The organism is Nostoc sp. (genome assembly GCF_036919575.1).
Taxonomy (GTDB): Bacteria; Cyanobacteriota; Cyanobacteriia; order Cyanobacteriales; family Nostocaceae; genus Nostoc.
This window is the reverse complement of sequence record NZ_JBALBY010000111.1, coordinates 1-20,408: the sequence shown is the minus strand read 5'-3', so window position 1 is coordinate 20,408 and position 20,408 is coordinate 1. Positions and strand designations below refer to the sequence as shown.

Annotated in this window: 17 protein-coding genes and 1 pseudogene; 9 read left to right on the top strand and 9 right to left on the bottom strand. The window is 38.7% G+C overall.

Translation table 11 applies throughout. The features are described from left to right. Positions 1–268 precede the first annotated feature (268 nt). Positions 269–907, top strand: a complete 639-nt coding sequence (locus V7K27_RS29455; protein WP_334952025.1) for a hypothetical protein — start codon at positions 269–271, stop codon at positions 905–907. A gap of 529 nt (positions 908–1,436) precedes the next feature. Continuing rightward, positions 1,437–2,309: a TnsA endonuclease N-terminal domain-containing protein gene (locus tag V7K27_RS29450; RefSeq protein ID WP_334952024.1), complete on the top strand. Its 873-nt coding sequence runs from the start codon at positions 1,437–1,439 to the stop codon at positions 2,307–2,309. Here V7K27_RS29450 and ybaK read toward each other — a convergent pair. Both ybaK and V7K27_RS29440 read right to left on the bottom strand, forming a co-directional pair. Beyond that, entirely contained in the window at positions 2,233–2,679 is a 447-nt protein-coding gene (ybaK, locus tag V7K27_RS29445; RefSeq protein WP_334952023.1) for a Cys-tRNA(Pro) deacylase, read from the bottom strand. The two genes, V7K27_RS29450 and ybaK, sit on opposite strands and share 77 nt — an antisense overlap. Positions 2,680–2,751: 72 nt before the next feature. Further along, positions 2,752–4,263: a hypothetical protein gene (locus V7K27_RS29440; protein ID WP_334952022.1), complete on the bottom strand. Its 1,512-nt coding sequence runs from the start codon at positions 4,261–4,263 to the stop codon at positions 2,752–2,754. A gap of 231 nt (positions 4,264–4,494) precedes the next feature. Between V7K27_RS29440 and V7K27_RS29435 the strand changes: the two genes are divergently transcribed. Continuing rightward, positions 4,495–4,866, top strand: coding sequence for a hypothetical protein (locus V7K27_RS29435; protein WP_334952021.1), 372 nt, complete (start codon positions 4,495–4,497; stop codon positions 4,864–4,866). Between the two features lie 189 nt (positions 4,867–5,055). Here the strand turns inward: V7K27_RS29435 and V7K27_RS29430 are convergent, their stop codons facing one another. After that, entirely contained in the window at positions 5,056–5,901 is an 846-nt protein-coding gene (locus V7K27_RS29430; protein WP_334952020.1) for a GNAT family N-acetyltransferase, read from the bottom strand. Here V7K27_RS29430 and V7K27_RS29425 point away from each other — a divergent pair. Further along, the gene (locus tag V7K27_RS29425) at positions 5,888–6,043 is read left to right on the top strand and encodes a hypothetical protein (RefSeq protein ID WP_334952019.1); all 156 of its coding nucleotides are present in this window, start codon (positions 5,888–5,890) and stop codon (positions 6,041–6,043) included. The two genes, V7K27_RS29430 and V7K27_RS29425, sit on opposite strands and share 14 nt — an antisense overlap. Here V7K27_RS29425 and V7K27_RS29420 read toward each other — a convergent pair. Next, positions 6,033–7,040, bottom strand: a complete 1,008-nt coding sequence (locus tag V7K27_RS29420; RefSeq protein ID WP_334952018.1) for a hypothetical protein — start codon at positions 7,038–7,040, stop codon at positions 6,033–6,035. The genes V7K27_RS29425 and V7K27_RS29420 overlap by 11 nt on opposite strands. A gap of 190 nt (positions 7,041–7,230) precedes the next feature. Continuing rightward, a complete protein-coding gene (locus tag V7K27_RS29415) occupies positions 7,231–7,455 on the bottom strand; it encodes a helix-turn-helix transcriptional regulator (RefSeq protein WP_190946736.1) in 225 nt (74 codons plus the stop codon). 169 nt (positions 7,456–7,624) lie between these two features. Between V7K27_RS29415 and V7K27_RS29410 the strand changes: the two genes are divergently transcribed. From V7K27_RS29410 to V7K27_RS29395, 4 genes are all read left to right on the top strand, one after another. Further along, positions 7,625–7,819 (top strand): hypothetical protein, encoded by a 195-nt coding sequence (locus V7K27_RS29410; RefSeq protein WP_334952017.1) that lies wholly within the window; start codon positions 7,625–7,627, stop codon positions 7,817–7,819. 149 nt (positions 7,820–7,968) lie between these two features. Continuing rightward, positions 7,969–9,219, top strand: coding sequence for a hypothetical protein (locus tag V7K27_RS29405; RefSeq protein ID WP_334952016.1), 1,251 nt, complete (start codon positions 7,969–7,971; stop codon positions 9,217–9,219). 236 nt (positions 9,220–9,455) lie between these two features. Next, positions 9,456–11,765, top strand: a complete 2,310-nt coding sequence (locus tag V7K27_RS29400; protein WP_334952015.1) for an NAD(P)-binding protein — start codon at positions 9,456–9,458, stop codon at positions 11,763–11,765. Positions 11,766–11,976: 211 nt separating this feature from the next. Then, entirely contained in the window at positions 11,977–17,319 is a 5,343-nt protein-coding gene (locus tag V7K27_RS29395) for a trifunctional serine/threonine-protein kinase/ATP-binding protein/sensor histidine kinase (RefSeq protein WP_334952014.1), read from the top strand. Between the two features lie 84 nt (positions 17,320–17,403). On the opposite strand, the pseudogene V7K27_RS29390 reads toward V7K27_RS29395, so the two are convergent. Then, positions 17,404–17,610, bottom strand: a pseudogene (locus tag V7K27_RS29390) (ISKra4 family transposase); the annotation flags it as partial. Between the two features lie 926 nt (positions 17,611–18,536). Here V7K27_RS29390 and V7K27_RS29385 point away from each other — a divergent pair. Continuing rightward, positions 18,537–18,950, top strand: a complete 414-nt coding sequence (locus tag V7K27_RS29385) for a hypothetical protein (protein ID WP_334952013.1) — start codon at positions 18,537–18,539, stop codon at positions 18,948–18,950. A gap of 86 nt (positions 18,951–19,036) precedes the next feature. Here the strand turns inward: V7K27_RS29385 and V7K27_RS29380 are convergent, their stop codons facing one another. From V7K27_RS29380 to V7K27_RS29370, 3 genes are read right to left on the bottom strand one after another with little or no spacing between them, the layout of a single operon-like run. Beyond that, positions 19,037–19,342, bottom strand: coding sequence for a hypothetical protein (locus V7K27_RS29380; RefSeq protein WP_334952011.1), 306 nt, complete (start codon positions 19,340–19,342; stop codon positions 19,037–19,039). 14 nt (positions 19,343–19,356) lie between these two features. Next, positions 19,357–20,070 (bottom strand): IS630 family transposase, encoded by a 714-nt coding sequence (locus tag V7K27_RS29375; RefSeq protein WP_334952009.1) that lies wholly within the window; start codon positions 20,068–20,070, stop codon positions 19,357–19,359. Next, a complete protein-coding gene (locus V7K27_RS29370; RefSeq protein ID WP_334952007.1) occupies positions 20,010–20,288 on the bottom strand; it encodes a transposase in 279 nt (92 codons plus the stop codon). Before V7K27_RS29370 ends, V7K27_RS29375 begins: the two co-directional genes overlap by 61 nt. Between the last annotated feature and the right edge of the window lie 120 nt (positions 20,289–20,408).

Below are 20,408 nucleotides of genomic sequence, written 5' to 3'. Positions count from 1 at the left end.
GTCGTGGATGCTTTGAGACTGACAAGATAATATTTTTAACATCTAATTCCATTTGGTTTGCGTTCTCTCATATCGCTTTTAGTCTAAACTCCAGTAGTAAAGATAGCTGAAAAAAATACGTTGCTATTGTGTGTACGCATTGTCACAAACAGAAGTTTTCTTTTGATAAAGAAGCCTAAAAGATAATTAACGATAGCACTAAAATTGAATGCATAGACGCTTAGGCGACTCATCGCAGACATCCATCGCAATGGCATCAGGTAGTTGAATGGGTAAACGAAAGAGAAGACATCACAAGACATCCTTCCCTTGGATGCTAGAAGAAAAGAATCTGTTCATTACAAGGACTGGTAACGAAATAGTTACAGATGCAGGATGGGAGAAAATTTCATTTGAAGAAGCCAGAAAACTATTTAGTCCCGAAACTTTTCAAGAGTGGTACGAACTGTTCTTAGAAAATACAGATATCTTGGAAATACTTTCAGAATCTAACGTCGATATAGATTTAGATGATGAATCAGCAATAGATAACTTTTTACAAAGGAGCAACTGGACACCAAAACAAGTCAATTTAGTTGTAGCGAAGGCTATCTATAAAAATCATGCCTGGGTAAGAGGATTACTGATTTCTACACCTGATGTTGAAGAACCCTACTTTCACAATTATGAAATGGAGGCAATTCGTTTAGGAGTCCAATTGCGAAAATACATCAAAGAGGATATTCCAGTAATTAATGACTGCAAAAATGCTGTCAGATATTTACATGCTCGATACGCCCTCATTGGCTGGCAACCAAGAAATTGTGTGACAGCAGCTCACAACCTAAAAATATCTCAAGCTACTAAGGTTTACAGTCAACTTCTCTGGGATGAAGATTGGCTAGATGAAGAAGACGAAATTTATTAGTCAAGAACAAGAAACTCTACAACACTGGAAAATATGCTCCTCATTACTGATGACTGGATAATAATAGAGTTACCGGGAAATAAGACCAAAAATCTTTGAAGAGCTTAACAGCGATGGCGTAACCATCATGAGCCAGTGGCGAAGTGGCGATCGCTCTAATAATAACGTAGCGTGGGTGCGGCGTACAGGCTCTTTCAAACGATTTATGGACGGATGGAGCAGGGTAAAGCACTTAACAGAAATTGTTTTGTTGAACTTTATTATTTATTGTTGAACTTTTTTATTCCCATAGACTAAGGCAACCGCCTGAGCAACTTTTGTAAACTATCTTTGCACTCAGTCAAAGCTATAGTTGTGTGACTTACACCATAAGCTGTCCGTTTTTGAAACCATAAGTTGTCCGCAGTAGAAGTCCAAAAGCGGATTATTACGTTTAGTAGCCGAACAGTAAAAGTAGTGTTTTGAAATGATAAAGTGACCGAAAGTTCATTATTCAAGCATAAACAGTCCGAAAGTTACAGATTTCTGTATGCTCAGTGACCAAGAATTTGAACAATGGTGTCATCGGCTCGGTTTACCAGAGACGACAAAAGAATTTGTACAGCAAATCCGTTGTTCGGAGCCTGTAAGGAAAGTAGGTGGCGGGGCGAAAAATGTTTGTGGTAGCTACCCAAGCCACAAAATGGGAAAAACGATTCAGTTTGAGTCCCACAAAGTAGAATTGCCTGCGATCGTAGAGTACGAAAACGACGAAGATGTTCTGGAGTACTATGACCAACCAGTTCGTCTAAGCATATCATTTGAGTCGAAAAGCGGGCGTAGGGTGGTGACGAGTCATATTCCTGATTTTTTAGTGATTCGGCATAACTGTGCAGGGTTTGAAGAATGGAAAACTAGCGAACGTCTCAAAACACTCACTCACAAACAACCCACAAGGTATCAACAAAACGAAAATGGTAAATGGCAGGCTCCACCGGTAGAAACTAAAGTTCAATCATTGGGGCTTTACTATCACCTTCGTACAGATCAGGAAATAAACTGGATTGCTTACCGCAACCATCAGTTTCTCAGAGTTTACTTGAGCCAAGAGAATATAGTTAATCCAGAAGCAAGGACAAAAATTATTGAATCTGTTACAGCTAATCCGGGGATGACCCTGAAACAATTACTCTCATCAACAAGTACCAGTTGGGTAGATGATATTTATGCCTTGATTGCAACAAAGCAGTTATATGTAGATTTGAAAGGCATAGGGTTGAGTGAACCAGAAAAAGTTCATCTGTTTAGTAGCCAGCAGGTAGCAGAAGCTTATAACTTAATCATGTCTAAAAAGGCTGCTGCCACCCTTGATAAGGGGCAACAGGCAGAAGCAGCATTCCTCGCATCCCACCAGAAACAGTAATCTGCTCGAATAGGGTTGCAGTTTCATCAAGATAAACGGGATAGTCTTTTTTGCTAGCTAAAGCTGTCACACCCCCACGGATGTATCCTGTTAGTGGCTGTACTTCCTTGAGAGCAACTGTCTCAACCTTCCGGTTTCCTGAAATTCGTGCCAAGGCTTTTAAGTCCAACTGAGCATTTCCTGGCACAACAGCAAAACAAATACCTGTTGTGTCACCTCTGACTACTAAAGTCTTAAAAACTTGCTCTGGCGGAAGACCAACTTTGTGTGCTGTACTAAGAGCTGCCAAATCATCAGGATCTACTTCATAGCTGAGGATTTGGTAGGGAATACCTAGTTTATCCAGTAGTCGAGCAGCATTGGTTTTCATTCAAGTCCAATATTAGAACTGCATAGTAAAAGAATAGTCAAGCTAATAAGAGTAATTTATGGGTTATCAATCTTATTCCAACTCATCCATTACACCTTCAAGGAAAGCGATCGCTCCTTTACCCCAAGGATTTTGTTCTGTAAAATGCTCACCGATTTTAATTCCCGCTTTCTTGCCTCCATTCCACAGGCGTTTAAGTTTCAGAAAGTTTTGCCAGTGTAAAGGTTGTTCTTTCACTCTCACATCAATGATTCGATAAGCCTCTGTTTCATTTGCCACATCTGGATATTCTTGTTGTAAATTGTGGATCAATTGCTTAAAGTCAGTTAATAAGACCTCAAAATTTTGCTCAGTTGTGTTGATATTTTGTGTAAACTGCTGGTTACTGCCTTCAGCAGCATAGTTAACCCCAATCGTTGCATGTTGTTGATTAAAAATAGGCGGTTGTTCTGACATGATGGTGAGCTTTTCTAAAGATGCTATATATACTTTACTAGAAATAGTTGAGGACACAGGCTGCTCAATTTCTAGCTTAAATAGGCTTTGGAGTTGCTGTTTTTCTAAATCTGATAAGTCTGACATAGCTAAAATAATGGGTAATTCATCTTGTAAAAGCAACTGACTAACTTTCTCTATCTCTCCATCGCGTAATAGCCTTCTTATTGCCCAAATTCTTTCAGCATCTATACGTCTATCTATAATAGGTAATTGGCTACTGACATCTGCAACTTGTTGAGAATTGCATTCGTCATTGACTTTGATACGTAATTCTGAAGTAAGTTCCTCCAACCAAAGGCGAGCTGCAAATGGTGGATTTCTTTCTTCTAATGCCTGGTCTACCGTGTTGACACTACTATCTAAGTACTCCAATCGAGGTTTGAAAAAATTAGGTTCTACAACCAGATAAGACAATAAATCTTTGATATCTTGATTCTCAGGATATTGCTTAATAATTGCAAAAGCAATTTGCCAGAAATTACCTCTTTGAATAGATAAAATATGACAAACGCTTTTAGCTTCTTCTTCAGAATTAAGTGCAAATTCTATTAGAAAGCTTGAATCTTTTTCTTGATTAATTATTCTGTGGAGATGCCAACTTATAAAAGAATGTTTTCGGGGGTCTTGTAGAGCGACTTTCAAGGGTATGCAGATAGCAAGTCTACGGTTATTACTGTATAGAAACTCCCAAAATTCTCTTTGATGATTACTATTAATTGGGTTCCAGCATTTATACTCTGTGAGTTGTTTCACAAGTAATTGCTCTAGAAGTCTGAACCCCTGTGCAATATTAGCCTGCACAAGATGCAGGGCCAACTGATCAAAATAGTAATCTTGATCTGATGTATCACTTGCTTCTAAACACTTCCAAGCGAACTCAGCAAGCTCCCCATCAACTGCTTTTTCAGGATGGAGCCAAATGAAGAAAGATTCAACTACTGCTGCTGCATTTTCTAAATCTGAACCTGCTATAGCTTCCAACAAGTAAAGATATTCGCCTGAATTAAGACAGTTAAGCCATTTGCCGTGTTTTAGGATGTATGCAACATATTTGGGATCAACGCGCTTGTCTCGGATTAATGTCACTATTCGATTGACCCCTGTAATATCACCCTTCCTAGTAATGGTTCGCCAATGAATACTAGCGCTACCTTGTACCGTCGTATTTTACTAGGGTTTACTGCAATACTCAACAGCGATAATATCGATACAATTAGGTGGTTGACAGCTTCAGCTTAACAATAGCGATTATAATTACATACCGCGTCAATTACTTCAATTCAGGTGAGCGCATAGACATTTTTACTAAGAAGCAATATGGCAGACCTTAGCGGTAATTGGTTAGGAACTTATTGGCAAGATGACATCCCTAGTCGCTTTGAAGCAACCTTTGTTCAGAATGGAAATACTTTCAGTGGTTCCATTTTGGATGACAACTATTTAGGAGAAGCTCAGGTCAATGGCGAGGTAATTGGGCGTACTGTCAGTTTTACTAAACGTTATTTAGTTACCTCACCTATACCAGTTAGATATACAGGCATGGTTTCAGAAAATGAAGATTATATGCAAGGAGAGTGGAATATAGGTTTGCAGTATTCTGGTTTATGGTCAGCGCGACGCAGTGGAGAGAACCTGATTATAGATTTACAAACTCGGCTTGAACAGCAAACTTTATTGACGATAACTTAATCGTTCGCATAAATTCCTACCTTATCCCCAGCTTTCCTTATTGTGTAATTTCCGACTCTAAGAGACTCAGCACTTTCTCCTCCAACGCCGTCAAATAAGCCCGATTCAGCTTCCCCAGCATCTCCAAAAACTACACTGGCAAAACTGCGCCAGCAAGAAGGGATGACTGATTGGTGAAATAATACTTAGCTAACCAACTTCTAGGCAAGTCACAGCAAATACACGATTTATAGGCAAGTCAGGAGTTTCTTTATTGTACATCCGAGCGACTTGGGAGACTGGCTTCATCCCGTAACGTTGAGCCAGCTTTATCGCTTCGGAATTAGCATCTGGCACATCAAGAAACACCAAAGCATCACAACCAAAAGCAAGCAAGGCGAGTAAGAGTTCCTCGGCAATTTGTTCATTGTCAGCATTCAACGGCCCAATTCGGAAACCTGTGTGGCTTTGGCGGATGACTCCATAACCAACAATATGCCCATCTCTAACAACCCCATATGCAACACTGTTTGGTTGCTTTATCCAAAGTCGTAGGAACTGCTCACGTTCAGCCGGAAAAAGCTTTTGATCATAAGCAACTAACTGCTCAAAAGGAACAGTTTTTAGTTCTACAACGCCGTCCGGTACAACGCCTCCGCCTACAGCTTGATAACGAATATGACGGTAGGCGATTTGAAAACCTGATTTCTGGTAGTTCTCCTGTTGAGCAATCACTCCATCTAAGCTAATGTTACGCTCAGTACCAAGATATTCCATTGCTGCCCTCCACATTTTCATGCCAAAACCTTGTCCACGAAACTGTGGCTTGACAATATAAAAGCCGATAACAGCAAACTGCTTAGAGTAAGCAACAGCGGAAATACTTGCTACAAGTTCATTATTCAATTCCCCCACAAAAAAACCGCATTGATCAGCTTGGTAAAAACATTCAACATCATAAGTTCCTGGATTCCAGCCCTCAACTCCTGCCCAATCAATTACCAAATCTAATTCTGACCTTCTCATTGGTCGAACAGTAAAATTGTCTATTGTCATTGGTGTTATCGTGGTCATAACATTTTTCTACTTTTATCTTATTGCAGAGCGATCGCTGCAAGCTCTTTCCCCCTCAGTAACACCCCTAATGCCGCAGTTCATGAAGTGCTTGGTGCAGTCTTTGGTGAGCATTAATCGTTGAGGGAGTTATCTTTCTCGTATTCCAACTCCACAACACTCAACAACTTCTCTTCCACACCAGTAAGATAAGGTCGATTCACCTTCCCCAATGACTGCAACAGATTTTTGACTGTCTCCTCCAGTGAGTCTGAATACACTCGACTGATGCGATCGCAAATCACCTGCATCTGCTCACACTCGGCAGGTAGATAATTGTAAGATTTGAGGTGCTGTAACCCAATCGTATATTCGCCATTCCAGGTTTCCACGGTGCAACTGAACTCATTCACTGCGGTGATAATCGCCCAGCACCCACCTTTACCCCTGAGTTCGGGATTATCCTTGACTATGATTTGACACACTTCGCCGATTTGGTAGGTATTGGGTACTTTCGTCCTTTCCATGATGCGCTGCACAACATCTTTGACGATTCTACCAGTTGGCACTTTCCCGCCAGCTTCGTGTACTGCCTGCTGCCATGCAGTGCGCTGGACTTCTGGCTCTAGGGCAACCAAGGGGCGTACTTGACGTTCGTTTGTCGGCAATATTTGTAAACCACTTGTGGACATTTCAACATTTTGTAAACCATTGGTTGACATTTTTGGAGGTTGTAAACCATCTGTGGTTATTTCCGCATTCTGTAAACCAATGGTTGACAAATTCTCCAGAACTGTCGCCGCAGCAATTTTATAGGTTGCTGCCATTCGTGTATAACCAAACCGTGAACGGCAATACTCCTCAAAGGTTTTGTGCGTGGAACGATATAATCTGCGATCGCGTAACTCCATCAAAGCCTTCCCCGCTTCAAAAAACGCCCGTTCCACTTTCCTCTCCAGGAGTAAGCGATCGCTAATTTCCTGCTCAGTTAACTCTGGAACTTCAACAGCAGTAACGTTAATTGTTACTGAACCTGGGTCTACTTGCTGGGAGATATCCTCGTTTACAGAGTTAGCTGCTGAAGTTGAATCGGTAGATGCGGCAGAGGTGGCTTTTTTGCGTTTAGAAGGTGGTTTAGCCATAATTCCACCCTTTTAGCTCAGTGGCATTTGCTCAAACTCGATTGCAGATAGATTTTCACTGCTATGAGTAGTTGCGTAGGGGCGTTCGCGTAGCGTCTTGAAGAGAAGCGATCGCCTTTTGTAATCAACCTCGCAATTAAGTGATCTATTTGGGAGTAGCCGATTGCTAGAACCGCAATAAATATAGTCTCTAGTCATCTTCGCCAATCTTTTGAATCTTAAATAGATCAGCAGGCTGGCAACCCAACACTTCGCAAAGCTTGGCAAGCTTTGCAAAAGTTTCTGTACCCCCTCTGTCTCGCTCCCAATTACGGATTGTCGAAGGGTCAACGCCAACTAAATCAGCAAGCTGGCGCTGAGTCAAATCTTTCTGCTTACGCAGTTCTGCAACTCGTGACACGAATATTTCTCCCATGCGCTAATTCATACCATTATTCTAGCGTTAAAATCTTCGCGCTAGTTACTTGATAGCGTTAAAAATTTAGCGCTAAAATATAGACATACTAAATAACAAAGAGCAATCGCCAGTCCTGGAAAAACTTGTAGCGATCGCTCTTTGACCTTATATTCAAGGAATCTTCATTATGTCCCATCCAACCTACACACAGCAAGCCCTTTACCGTTACACCTTCCCCCGTCTCAAAAAAATCGCTGCCGAACTCGGCGTAATACCCACAGGGGACAAAAGAGCATCTGACACCTGGGTAAACGCAATCATCGCCCACCAATCCACATATATCCAGATGTTCACAGATCGCGTCATTTACCCCAAACCATGAAAGCCGTTCTGACATTGGCTATTGGATTGACACTGGTTACGTTGGTCGTAAACCGCCAAGATTCCCTATTTGAGTAATTTGTTAGAAAAGCCTGTGTAAAGGGAATACTTTAAACAAGACCTTGTGCTGAAGATATTACCCAAAACCCTATGAACACCAACAACCCTTTGCAGACAATACAAACAAGTATCCATACGGCTTTAGGTGCTGTCAGTGAATTTACTGCCCTACTTCAAGAACCCCAAAAATTCACAAATTACCTTACCCAAATACAACAAAAACCGGATCAATTGTTCCAAGATTTAGCACAAAAAGGCAAAAATATGGAACAAGATATGACTAGCTTTTTCAAAAATTACTTTTGCGGAGATGGTAAAAAATTATCATACGCCAAATATATAGAACGAGCAGATGGACAAGCCTTTAATCAACCCTACGAAATCAAAGGGACAAAAATGTACGGCTTTGTCGTTGAAGGTTCAATGGCGAAGTTACAAGAGGTGTGTGATAAATATCTCAACGATCCTAATAACGGAGAGATTGAATATCGCCCAGCCACGAACTATCTCATCTTGACTTTCAACAAGATAGATTCTTTAAGTTCTATTTATCCACCCGACTATGATAAAGGAACTGTGCATGAAGAAGAAGCCATCTTTTGGATGTTAACAGTGGTAGGTAGAAGAGTTGGACCTTTATTTATTGCCGAACGCCTAGCTTTCTTCATGCCTTACTTGTACGTGAATAATTCTCCCATCCTAGTTTCTGGTAGAGAAGTCTACGGCTTCTTTAAACAACTTGGCACATTTCAGATTCCTGACTTAAACCAAGAACCGGATTTATTAACCGTAAATACCTTAGTATTTAAAGACTTTTCTCCTACAAGTCAATCTCTAGATGCACGGCTGCTAGAAGTTCAACGCATCAGTACAGGAGCTAAACACCAAGCTATCAAAACATGGGACACTTTTGAAGAAGCCGTAAAAGCGATCGCTAACTTATTATTTAACAATAACGAGATTGCCATTCCTGGCTTACAGTTACCCTTTAATCTCCTCGAATATCTCATAAACAGAGTCGTCCCCCTCGTTACCCTCAAACAAATCCGCGACGTAGAAAACAGCAAAAAGGCCTGCTATCAAGCACTAATTGAATCGCCCATGCAACTACAAACCTTCTATGGGGGAAAACTCTTTGGCTTTGATGGTTTTGGCGATCAATTTCAATTAAAAATCAATGATTTCGCTAACCAACCAATTGTCCAAGACTTAGGGCTAGGCAAAGGTTATCCCGCAGGTAGCGAATCAGTAAATATTTCTATAAAGCTTGGTTTCGTCCTGCATTTCGACTTCACCCTCAAAGATGGAAAAGCCGTATGGCAAGCACCACAGAAAAATTAGTGAGTGCTGTTAGCGCTATCGAGCCGTTGAGCCAGTACTGAGTAATACTAATTCTCCAAAAGGAGGCAACAGATATAAATCACGAAAGTCTTACTCCATCTAAGTTTCTTAATTGCGAATTGCGTTAGCGCAGCGTTAGCGACGTAGGAGCGTCATTGCGAATTGCGAATTGATATAAATTATCTCTTTTGTCCTCTGCTTCCTTGTTTACCCTTACCACGCAAAGAAAAACAAACATGTCCAAAACCTTTAAGCCAAAAAAGATCGCTATCTTAGGCGGTGGAATGGCCTCATTAACCACCGCTTATGAATTAACCAGTCAACCAGGATGGGAGAGTCTCTACGACATTACTATTTATCAAACAGGTTGGCGTTTGGGTGGTAAATGTGCAACTGGACGTAACATCAAACCCCATGCACCTGATTGTGAACCAGACTACCGCATCGAAGAACATGGACTGCACATTTTTTTTGGATTCTATGAAAATGCCTTTCGTCTACTTAACCAATGCTACGATGAACTTGGTGGCAACGGGCCTTTCAGCACCATAGAAAACGCCTTCAAACCCCACAGTCTGATTGTCTTAGAAGAATACATCAATCAAAGTTGGGTAAATCTGCCTTTTAACTTTCCTACCAATTCTCTAGTTCCCTGGAAAGGTGGCGGTATTTCTTCTCTTTGGGAACATATCTGCACAACTATCAAATTCGTCATTCAGACTTACGCAGAAATTGAGAATTACTACCAGATGCATCCTGACAAAAACTCCTCAGCAAGTGTTGCTAAACAAATAGCAATAGGCAAAGAGGTAATGGAATTTTTATCAGATAGTAGCCTTTTGCAATTTCCTAGCCAGTTGATTCAGTTATTTTTTCAAGAACCTATTTTTTGGGGAAAATGGCTTAACAATATTAACCAATACATTGGCGATATCTTCCAAAACCTAGACTTGACTTCTGAAAAAACGTTCTTAAAGCTTGCCTACAATTTAGCTCAATCACTGCCTAAAAATCCTAAAACTCATAGACATGAGCATCACCAGTTAATTCTCAAGCTAATAGACCGTTTTAAAGAACATTTGAGCAGTCATATAGAATCTAAAAACTGGCAAAATCCTGACATATTTTGGCGTTTCACACTCATCGATTTAGCATTAGCAAACATTCGGGGTTTATTTGTAGATGAGGTAATTGATTTCCGTTCCCTAGACAGTTTAGATGAGTACAACTACAAAGACTGGCTAAGAAAACACGGAGCTAGGGAATCAAGCGTTAAATCAGCATTTATTCGCGTTTTATACGATTTAGTCTATGGTTTTCCAGAAGGCAATGCCAATAAACCGCAACTAGCAGCAGGAACAGCCATTCGTGTCCTCACCACTATTTTGTTCAAATACAATGGCGCAATCATGTGGAAAATGCAATCAGGGATGGCAGAGGTAGTCATCACTCCACTATATGAAGTGCTGAAGAGTCGCGGTGTAAAATTCAAGTTCTTCCATGTTGCCAAGCAGTTGCACTTGGATAAAGATCAACAAACAATTGCAAGTATCACTCTGGCTCGCCAAGTAAATTTAAAAAACCCAGAGCAAGAATATCAACCACTCATCAAAGTTAAAGACATTCGTTGCTGGCCTAGTGAACCTCTCTACGATCAGCTTGTCGATGAAGAAGCTCAAAAACTCCAAGATAAAGAAATTAACCTTGAATCATATTGGACACCTTGGCAGAATGTAGACAAAATTACCCTCACCAAAGGCGATGATTTTGATATTGTGTTGCTGGGAATTTCTATAGCCGCCTTACCCTCTATTTGCGGTGAACTAATCGATGCCAAAAAAAATCCAGCTCATCAAAAATGGCACGATATGTTAACTCAAGTTAAGACAGTAACTACTCAAGGCGGACAAATATGGCTTAAGCCTACCTTACCGCAATTAGGATGGCAACAATCTAGTCCCGTAATCGGAGCTTATGTTGAACCACTCGATGTCTATGCAGATATGAGCGAGTTACTACAACGAGAAAATTGGCCTTCTGAGCATTATCCTTATAACGTAGCTTATTTCACCGGCGTAATTGCAGATCCAGGTATTCCTCCCCAGACAGAATATGATTTTCCAGCTAAAGCTCAGAAACAAGTAGACCAACAAGCAATTAACTTTCTTAACAATTACATCGGACACCTTTGGCCTGATGCTACTCACCCTAAAAATCCCCAAGGTTTGAATTGGGATTTACTAGTAGATTTTCAAAACCGTCAAGGAGTAGAACGCTTTAAAGCTCAATACTGGCGAATTAACATTAACCCATCAGAACGCTATGTACTTTCTGTACCTGGAAGCACCAAGTATCGACTCAAAACTGATGAATCTGGATTTGATAACCTTTACCTAGCTGGCGACTGGATTAACAACGGTTACAATTCTGGTTGCGTGGAAGCTACAGTAATTTCTGCAATGCAAGCAACACGAGCTATTCTACACCAATGCTTCCATATAAAATACACCAAACAAATTATTGGTGAGTGGGATTCTTGGTTATAAGAGTATATTCAATTTAATGAGGCGCATTTTGACAAATTCAACAAAATTTAGTTAGCATCATATAGGTTTTGTCAACCTATATAATTCAGTAGTATGATACATTTTTAATGTTTATGCCATAACAAACATTAAAAATGTATTTGCTATTCTATGAATAACATGATAACTATTTCAATGCTTTGAAAACTTTTCTAAGGTATCAATATAAAAAATGATTACATTATCAAATTACCAAATTATAGAGTTAATTTATGAAGGAGCAAAAACTGCTGTTTATCGAGCCAGGAGAAATAAAGATAGTAAACTAGTAGTTATTAAACTTTTAAAAATAGAATATCCTGAGCTAAAAGATATAGCAGCGTTAAAACATGAATATGAGCTAATCAAAAATTTAGATATCCCAGGAGTTATTCAAGCTTATAGCTTAGAAAAATACAACAATGGTTTTGCCATTGTGTTAGAAAACTTTAATAGTAGTTCTCTCTACCAAATTATCCAAACAGAAAAAATCGAGTTAGTTGATTTTTTAAAGATAGGCATTCAAATTACCCAAGCTCTAGGTGAATTACACCAAAATCATATTATTCATAAAGATATTAAACCACAGAATATTATTGTTAATTTAGAAACTCATCAAGTTAAAATTATTGATTTTTATATCTCATCACTACTTTTTCAAGAAAAACCCAAACTCAGTAATCCTGATTTGCTTGAAGGAACTCTAGCCTATATGTCTCCAGAGCAAACAGGAAGAATGAATCGAACAGTTGATTACCGTACAGACTTCTATTCGTTAGGTGTAACTTTTTATGAAATGCTTACAAGTCAGTTACCGTTTCAAGTAATTGATCCAATGGAGTTAGTTCACTGTCATATTGCCAGACAACCTATAACAGTATCTCAGTTAATCCCACAAATACCTCAAGTAATTTCTGCAATTATTATGAAATTACTCAGCAAAACTGCTGAGGAAAGATATCAGAGTGCTTTTGGAATTAAAGCTGATTTAGAAAACTGTCTTAGTCAGTTAGAGCAAACTAATTCTATAATTGAATTTCCCATTGGTCAGCAGGATCAATCTAGCCAACTACAAATTCCCGAAAAGTTGTATGGACGCGAAGCAGAAATAGATATCTTAATGTCTACTTTTGAAAGAGTTAATCAAGGAAATAAAGAATTAATATTAGTTGCAGGCTATTCAGGTATTGGTAAATCAGCATTAGTGAATGAAATTCATAAACCTATTATCAAAAACAGAGGCTATTTTATTGCAGGTAAATTTGAGCAATTTCAACGCAATATTCCTTATGCTTCGCTGATTCAAGCATTTCAAGAGCTAATGCAGCAATTACTAACAGAAAATGAAGTAAAATTAGCAACTTGGAAAGAAAAACTTTTAGAGGCTTTAGTTCCAAATGCTCAAATTATTATTGATGTTATTCCTGAACTAGAATTCATTATCGGTAAACAACCAGAAGTACCACAACTATCTTCAGCAGAGTCACAAAACCGATTTAACTTAGTTTTTCAAAAATTTATCAATTTGTTTGCTCAAAAAGAGCATCCATTAGTGGTATTTTTAGATGATTTGCAATGGGCAGATTTAGCTTCATTAAAATTAATTCAGTTATTAGCTACAGATACGGAAATTAAATATTTATTAATAATTGGAGCATACCGAGATAATGAAGTTGATCCCAGTCATCCTTTAATGTTAGCTTTGCGGAAAATTGAAAGAAATAGTAGCTCTGTCAAGATTATTCATTGTCAAAATTTAAAAATTACTGATGTTTGTCAGTTAGTTAGCGACAGTCTAAAATCTAGCCTAGAGGACTCTAAAGAGTTGGCAAATTTGATTTTTAATAAAACTGCTGGCAATCCGTTTTTTATCAATCAATTACTCAAGTTTATTCATCAAGAAAATCTGCTTTCCTTTAACTTGATTACTAATCAATGGCAATGGGATATTCAGCGCATTCAGATGCTAGGAATTACTGATAATGTTGTTGAATTAATGATCGGTAAAATTCAAAAGCTTAAAGGCACTACACAAAATATTTTAAAAATAGCTGCCTGTATTGGTAATCGATTTAATTTCAATATACTGTCTTATATTAATGAAAATTCTCAGAATGACACAGCATTAGATATTTGGGAAGCACTACAAGCTGGTTTAGTCATACCTTTAAGTGATAGCTATAAACAACCACATTTATCAAATCATCTTGATGTTTTTGTAATTGATTATAAATTTATTCACGATCGCGTGCAACAAGCGGCTTATGCGTTAATACCTGATGAGCAGAAGAAGGAGATTCATTTAAATATTGGTAGACTGCTATTAAAGAATATTAAAGAAGGCTTGCTAGAAGAAAAAATCTTCGATATTGTTAACCAGTTGAATATCGGTAATGAGTTAATTAATTCTCCAGAAGAAAGATATAAGCTAGCTGAATTAAATCTTATTTCGGGACGTAAAGCTAAAGATTCTGCTGCTTACGAATCTGCTGTAAGGTTTCTAAAGCAAGGTCTAAGCTTACTTGCTATCGATTGTTGGCAAAACTATTATGAGTTAACTCTTGACCTTCATGTAGAAACAGTAGAAGCAGAATATTTAAATACAAATTTTGAGCAAGCAGAAGCATTGTTTACTAGTGTTATAAGTAACACTAAAACTATTCTTGATGCTGTTAAAGTATATGAGAAAAAGATTCAGTTTTATGTGGCTCAAAATCGAATGCGAGAAGCATTAGATTTAGATTTGCAGGTGCTAGAGATGCTAGGAGTTTCATTGTCTCAAACTCCACCAGCAGAGTTAACAATTGAGGAATTAGTCAACCTGCCAGAAATGACTGATGCTCATAAGCTAGCTGCCATGAGGATACTAATGACAGCCATGCCTCCCGCTTATTTAGCAGATCCTGCACTTTTGCCACTTATTGCTTTTACGATGGTTGATTTATGCGTGCAGTATGGCAATTCATCTTTTGCAGCTTATGCCTATGGTTTTTATGGGCTAATTTTATGTGGGCCTCTTAAGGATATTGAATCAGGATATCGTTTTGGGAAATTATCTTTAAAAATATTAGACCAATTCAACGCTAGTGAAATTAAATCTAAAGTGTATGCACTATTTAATATTTTTGTTAGACATTGGAAAGAACATATTCAATCAACTATAGAACCTTTAGAGCATGGTGTTCAAAGTGGTTTGGATACAGGGGATATTGAGTATGTGGGTTATAATGGGTTGTTAGTTTGTTGGCATCCTTTTTGGGCTGGAGAAAATTTAGATATTCTTGAAAAAAGGCTAGAACAATATATTAGTTTAGCGCATAAAATACAGCAAGAACATTTTACCGTTTCTTTGCTTATTTTAAAACAAATGGTAATTGAACTAGTTAAAGGGCAGGATAATAAATCTTATTTAGATGGTGAAAGTTTTAATGAAACAGTAATGCAGAGAATGGCAGGAAATATTACAGCCATATTTTATGCTTATCTTGCCAAAAGTATTTTAAGTTATTTTTTTAAAGATTATGGACAATCTGTTAAAAATGCTCAATTAGCACAACAGTATGAAGTTGCAGCTAGTGGGACTTTTTATCTACCTCAATATAAGTTTTATTATTCTCTAGCATTGTTAGCTTTCTGTTTAAACTCTACTTGCCAAACAGAGATAAAAACTGCTATGGAAAAAGTGGAAAAAAATCAAAAACAACTAAAAGAATGGGCGGCTCACGCACCTGTAAATAATCAGCACAAATATGAACTAGTAGAAGCAGAAAAAGCACGATTTTTAGGACAAGCATTAGTAGCGATGGAACGCTACGATCGCGCAATTCAAGGCGCTCATAAGTCTGGATATATTCATGAAGAGGCGCTAGCTTATGAATGTGCGGCAGAATTTTACCTGAGTCTAGGAAGAAATGAATTTGCTTCGCTATACATGACAAAGGCACACTATGGTTATTGTCGTTGGGGAGCAAGTGCTAAATTCAGGGATTTAGAATTAAAATATCCAGAGTTAATTACTAAGGTTTCTACTCACTCTCAAGTAGGGCTTACAAGTAATACTATTACTATTTCCAGTGCTAATGAAAAATCAAGTGGACTAGATTTAATCACCGTTATTAAAGCATCACAAGCTTTATCAGAAGTAATTCTATTAGAAAATCTGCTAGAAAAATTAATGACAATTGTGATTGAGAATGCTGGCGCTCAGACTGGTATTTTACTTCTCGATAAAGAAGATAAATTATTTATTGAAGCTCAAGCAAGTATAGAGAAAGATGATTTAACTGTTGGTCAATCAATACCATTAGAAAATAGTCAGCAATTACCTATATCTGTAATTGATTATGTGACACGAACACAAAAAGATGTAATTTTATCTGATGCCAGCACTGAAGGAAGTTTTACAAGAGATCCATACATTATTGACCATCAAATTAAATCGCTGATGTGTACTTGTATCCTTAATCAAGGTAAATTGATTGGGTTACTTTATTTAGAAAATAATTTAACAGTGGGGGCATTTACTTCTGATAGAATACGAATATTAAAGATTCTTTTTTCGCAAGCAGCTATTTCTTTAGAGAATGCCCGACTCTACGCTAACTTAGAAGAAAAAATAGAGGAAAGAACTAGAGATTTAAATGAAAATAATGTGCGATTAAAGCAAACATTGCACGAATTAAAACTAACTCAAACTCAGCTTATTCAAACAGAAAAAATGTCCAGTTTGGGCCAAATGATTGCTGGTATTGCTCATGAAATTAATAATCCTGTAAGTTTTATTCATGGCAATTTAGTTCACATTGATAATTATACACAAGATTTACTTAGCTTAATTAATATTTATCAAAAAACCTATCCAGATTTAGCACCAGAAATAAAAGAGTTTTTAAAGAATATTGATGTTGATTTTATTAAAGAAGATATCCCTAAAACTTTATCTTCTATGAGAAGTGGCACGGAACGCATTCGGGAAATTGTGCTGACATTGCGTAATTTCTCTCGGTTAGATGAGGCTGGCATGAAACCTGTTAACATTCATGAGGGGATTGAGAGTACCTTACTAATTTTGCAAAGCCGTCTTCAAGTTAATCCAGGTAAGTCTGCAATTGAGATTATCAAAAATTACGGTGATTTGCCAAAAGTTGAATGTTATGCTGGGCAACTTAATCAGGTATTTATGAATATTATAAATAATGCAATTGATGCTTTGCAAAAGTTAAATCAGGAAAGAAACGCAGAGGAAATTAAGAGTAATTATAGTGCGATCGCTATTCGTACCCAAGTAGTCAATCCTGATTTAGTTGTCATTTCCATTAAGGATAATGGGGTAGGTATGAGTGATAGCATTAGACAAAGAATATTTGATCCTTTTTTCACTACTAAACCTGTAGGACAAGGTACTGGTTTAGGATTATCCATCACTTATCAAATTGTAGTAGACAAACATCATGGTACGATAGAGTGCATTTCTGCACCAGGAGAGGGCGCAGAGTTTATTATTCAAATTCCCTGTCGGCAAAAGCGGGTAGTTTAGTGGCCTTGTACAACTAGAAGTCGCGGCTACACAGGCAAAATCCGGCTGCGCGGGTTGAAAACCTTGATGTCAATACCCCAGCACCTGAATCCTTCGCATCGAACCGCCAACTTTATAGAGGTTTTCCATCAGATGGAACCAATCAAGTATTTCACGTCGCTGTTGTTTGGGTTTTAACTCGCGGACGATGTTCCAAATTCCGTCATTTCCGTCGCCAATACATGTGAGAATGTCAGCCAAGGGTTGGTTATTGACCCAATCAATTACGAGATTATTTTCCTGGGATGAAGATTGGGTAGATCAAGAAGACGAAATTTATTAGTCAAGAACTAGAAACTCTACAACACTGGAAAATATACTCCCCATTTCTGATGACTGGATAATAATAGAGTTACCGGGAAATAAGACCAGAAATCTTTGAAGAGCTTAAGAGCGATGGCGTAACCGCTTTTTCTGGTGGCGATCGCTCTAATAACGTAGCGTGGGTGCAGCGTACAGGCTCTTTCAAGCGATTTATGGACGGATACTTGGAGCGGGGTAAAGCACTTAACAGAAATTGTTGAACTTTTATTATTCCCATAGACTAAGGCAACCGCCTGAGCAACTTTTGTAAACTATCTTTGCACTCAGTCAAAGTTATAGTTGCATTGTGCCTATAATAAGTTACGGTTAACTATAACTGGAAGTTAGCACCCTGTAAATGGTTATCGCTTGGATGACGCATCAAAGGCGATACCAAGACAAACAAAATTTATCGGCAACGCAATAGTTTATATTTCGTTGCCAACATGCACCCCGCGATCGCATTGTGGGTTTGCAGACTAAGTGAAATTTTTTTAACGCAAGAATAAGGGTTTGAGCAATCTTTGTTGCAGACTAAATGAAATTTTTTTTTGCGGACTAAGTGAAAATTTCCCCCTAAATTCGCAGACTAAATGAAATTTTCCACCAAAAGGGCATAAAACGTTCCAATTCATTACAAGACAAGGCTTTGAGCAAAAAATCTATCCAACAGCGATCGCCTGTAGCTACGAAAGAATAAAGAATCAGGGTTACACCAACAAAATTTCATTTAGTCCGCACAAATTTCATTTAGTCTGCAAACCGACAGCATATTGGTGAAAGTATTGTGTCTGGGGGAAAGTGGTTTTTATCGTAGTTTTTGCCGGATAAAAGATAAGGGTCCAATTGTTAGCACCGATCTCTTTGCTGGTCTAGTGCGAACGACAATGCATCTGGATTTAGAGGATTTGATTGAACCAAAAACACCACAAACCTTTAAACCGCATGGCCTACACCAATTTTCACATCCTACTGAGTCGGGTGATTCTGTAGTCGCATCTGTTGAAAAAGCGAATGTTTTGGCAATGCTTGATCAGGTGACAAGTTTAGAAGATGTCCACAAGCTGGCGGGTGATGAAGATGTGGAAAAATGGCAGAGGGCGATCGCTAACTACCTTGAACATATTAAAGGTGAGATTTCTTTAACTCAACTCCAAGGTGGATTAAAAATGCCGATGGTAGAAGTATGGTTGGGATTATTACTGGGTGGGTTTACATTAGAACAGCGTGGTGATTTTTATCACAACCCAAATGTCTGGGTGAAAAGCTCTCTAACTACACTACTTTGAAAATATACTGAGAGTGAAAAAGCCCGTTTGATCAGGATTTTATCTGCAATTCTGTTCAGAAATCAGACAGAAATCCGACATTTGGGCTACAAATCAAAATCAAGGCTGAATGTTTCGCTATCAGCATCTTCTGGTTTAGAGTCTGGTGATGGCTCTTTAGTCGGCTGCTGGAGTTTGTGATCTTCAGTAGTAATCGGGGTAAAAGTTGGTGTCTGTGTAACAACTTGTTGAGTAGGGAATGTACCCTTTCTGAAAGCAAAATAACAATCAATGATAAAGTAAAGCGTCTCCAGGTAACTTTTCCCTAGTTGCTGTGATTCTGCAAATATCCGCTCCCGGTAGCTATCTTTTATCCGAACTTTTTCCGGGGTTAAGTCAAGTTTTTCTGCCATTGTTACAGCAATTTTCAGGTAAATAGACCACAATGATTGAACCAACCGAAGGCATCATCTTCGGTAATGTAATTGACAGCAAGAGCCATTGCTTGGTCGAGTGATTCCAGTGTACGTGCCTCAGAGGAACGGAGAAATTGCTTCAGTTTTGACCAACACAGTTCTATGGGAGATAAATCTGGAGAATAGGGGGGCAAAAACTTGACTTTTGCACCGACCGACTCAATGGCAACTCTGACACGTTCGGCGTGATGAACCCGAAGATTATCCATAACCACGATTGCCCCTTTCCATAACTGAGGTATTAATATCTCGGTTACATAAGTAAGGAATACATCAGTATTTGTACTTCCTGGTACAGTCATCGCTGCAAGCAGTCCATCAAGGCTTAAAGCACCGATCAAAGAAACGTTTCCACCCTTGCTTCCAGGTATACTACCAACTGCTCTTTCGCCATCCACTGCTCTAGCAAATAAGCGCGACATTGATAAATTCAATCCCGCTTCATCGACAAATATGAGGTTTCTGACATCAATTTTATCTAAAGTTCGGCGATAGTCATGTCTTAACTCTTGTACTCTTGGGGTATCTTGCTCACTGGCGTAAAGACTTTTTTTTTTACACCGTAAGCCTAATTTTTCTACAGCACGATGCATTGTAGTAATACTTACACTAATCCCTGTGCGTTCTGCATAGCGATGCCTGCGGCGGGGCAAAGCCCAACGCATAATTCTCTCAGTAATAAATCATTTTTTCCCTCAACCAAAGACTGAATAATGCTCAGATGCTCGTTTATTATTGTCGGCTTTTGGTATCCTCCACGTCGTTTCGCCTCTATTTGTCCATTTGTCCGATACTGACGCAGTAGGTTTCTCACAAATGACAAGCTGACCTTGAATCTTTGCGCCAACTGGCGTTGAGAGCCTTCTTTTCCTTCCCACGCCATAATCACACGCTCACGCAAATCCTTTCAGGACTTACGCAACTGGCACAAAATGTGGGCGGAGCTTCGCTCCACCATGCGGTAATTGAAATCAGACCAAACACATATGAACGTCTGGGCGTT

Coding starts and splice junctions, on each gene's coding strand:
- V7K27_RS29435 (WP_334952021.1), top strand. CDS start 4,495: ATGGCAGACCTTAGCGGTAATTGGTTAGGAACTTATTGGCAAGATGAC.
- V7K27_RS29380 (WP_334952011.1), bottom strand. CDS start 19,342: ATGGCAGAAAAACTTGACTTAACCCCGGAAAAAGTTCGGATAAAAGAT.
- V7K27_RS29430 (WP_334952020.1), bottom strand. CDS start 5,901: ATGACAATAGACAATTTTACTGTTCGACCAATGAGAAGGTCAGAATTA.
- V7K27_RS29450 (WP_334952024.1), top strand. CDS start 1,437: ATGCTCAGTGACCAAGAATTTGAACAATGGTGTCATCGGCTCGGTTTA.
- V7K27_RS29405 (WP_334952016.1), top strand. CDS start 7,969: ATGAACACCAACAACCCTTTGCAGACAATACAAACAAGTATCCATACG.
- V7K27_RS29400 (WP_334952015.1), top strand. CDS start 9,456: ATGTCCAAAACCTTTAAGCCAAAAAAGATCGCTATCTTAGGCGGTGGA.
- V7K27_RS29455 (WP_334952025.1), top strand. CDS start 269: ATGGGTAAACGAAAGAGAAGACATCACAAGACATCCTTCCCTTGGATG.
- V7K27_RS29410 (WP_334952017.1), top strand. CDS start 7,625: ATGTCCCATCCAACCTACACACAGCAAGCCCTTTACCGTTACACCTTC.
- V7K27_RS29370 (WP_334952007.1), bottom strand. CDS start 20,288: ATGGCGTGGGAAGGAAAAGAAGGCTCTCAACGCCAGTTGGCGCAAAGA.
- ybaK (WP_334952023.1), bottom strand. CDS start 2,679: ATGAAAACCAATGCTGCTCGACTACTGGATAAACTAGGTATTCCCTAC.
- V7K27_RS29420 (WP_334952018.1), bottom strand. CDS start 7,040: ATGGCTAAACCACCTTCTAAACGCAAAAAAGCCACCTCTGCCGCATCT.
- V7K27_RS29415 (WP_190946736.1), bottom strand. CDS start 7,455: ATGGGAGAAATATTCGTGTCACGAGTTGCAGAACTGCGTAAGCAGAAA.
- V7K27_RS29395 (WP_334952014.1), top strand. CDS start 11,977: ATGATTACATTATCAAATTACCAAATTATAGAGTTAATTTATGAAGGA.
- V7K27_RS29375 (WP_334952009.1), bottom strand. CDS start 20,070: ATGCGTTGGGCTTTGCCCCGCCGCAGGCATCGCTATGCAGAACGCACA.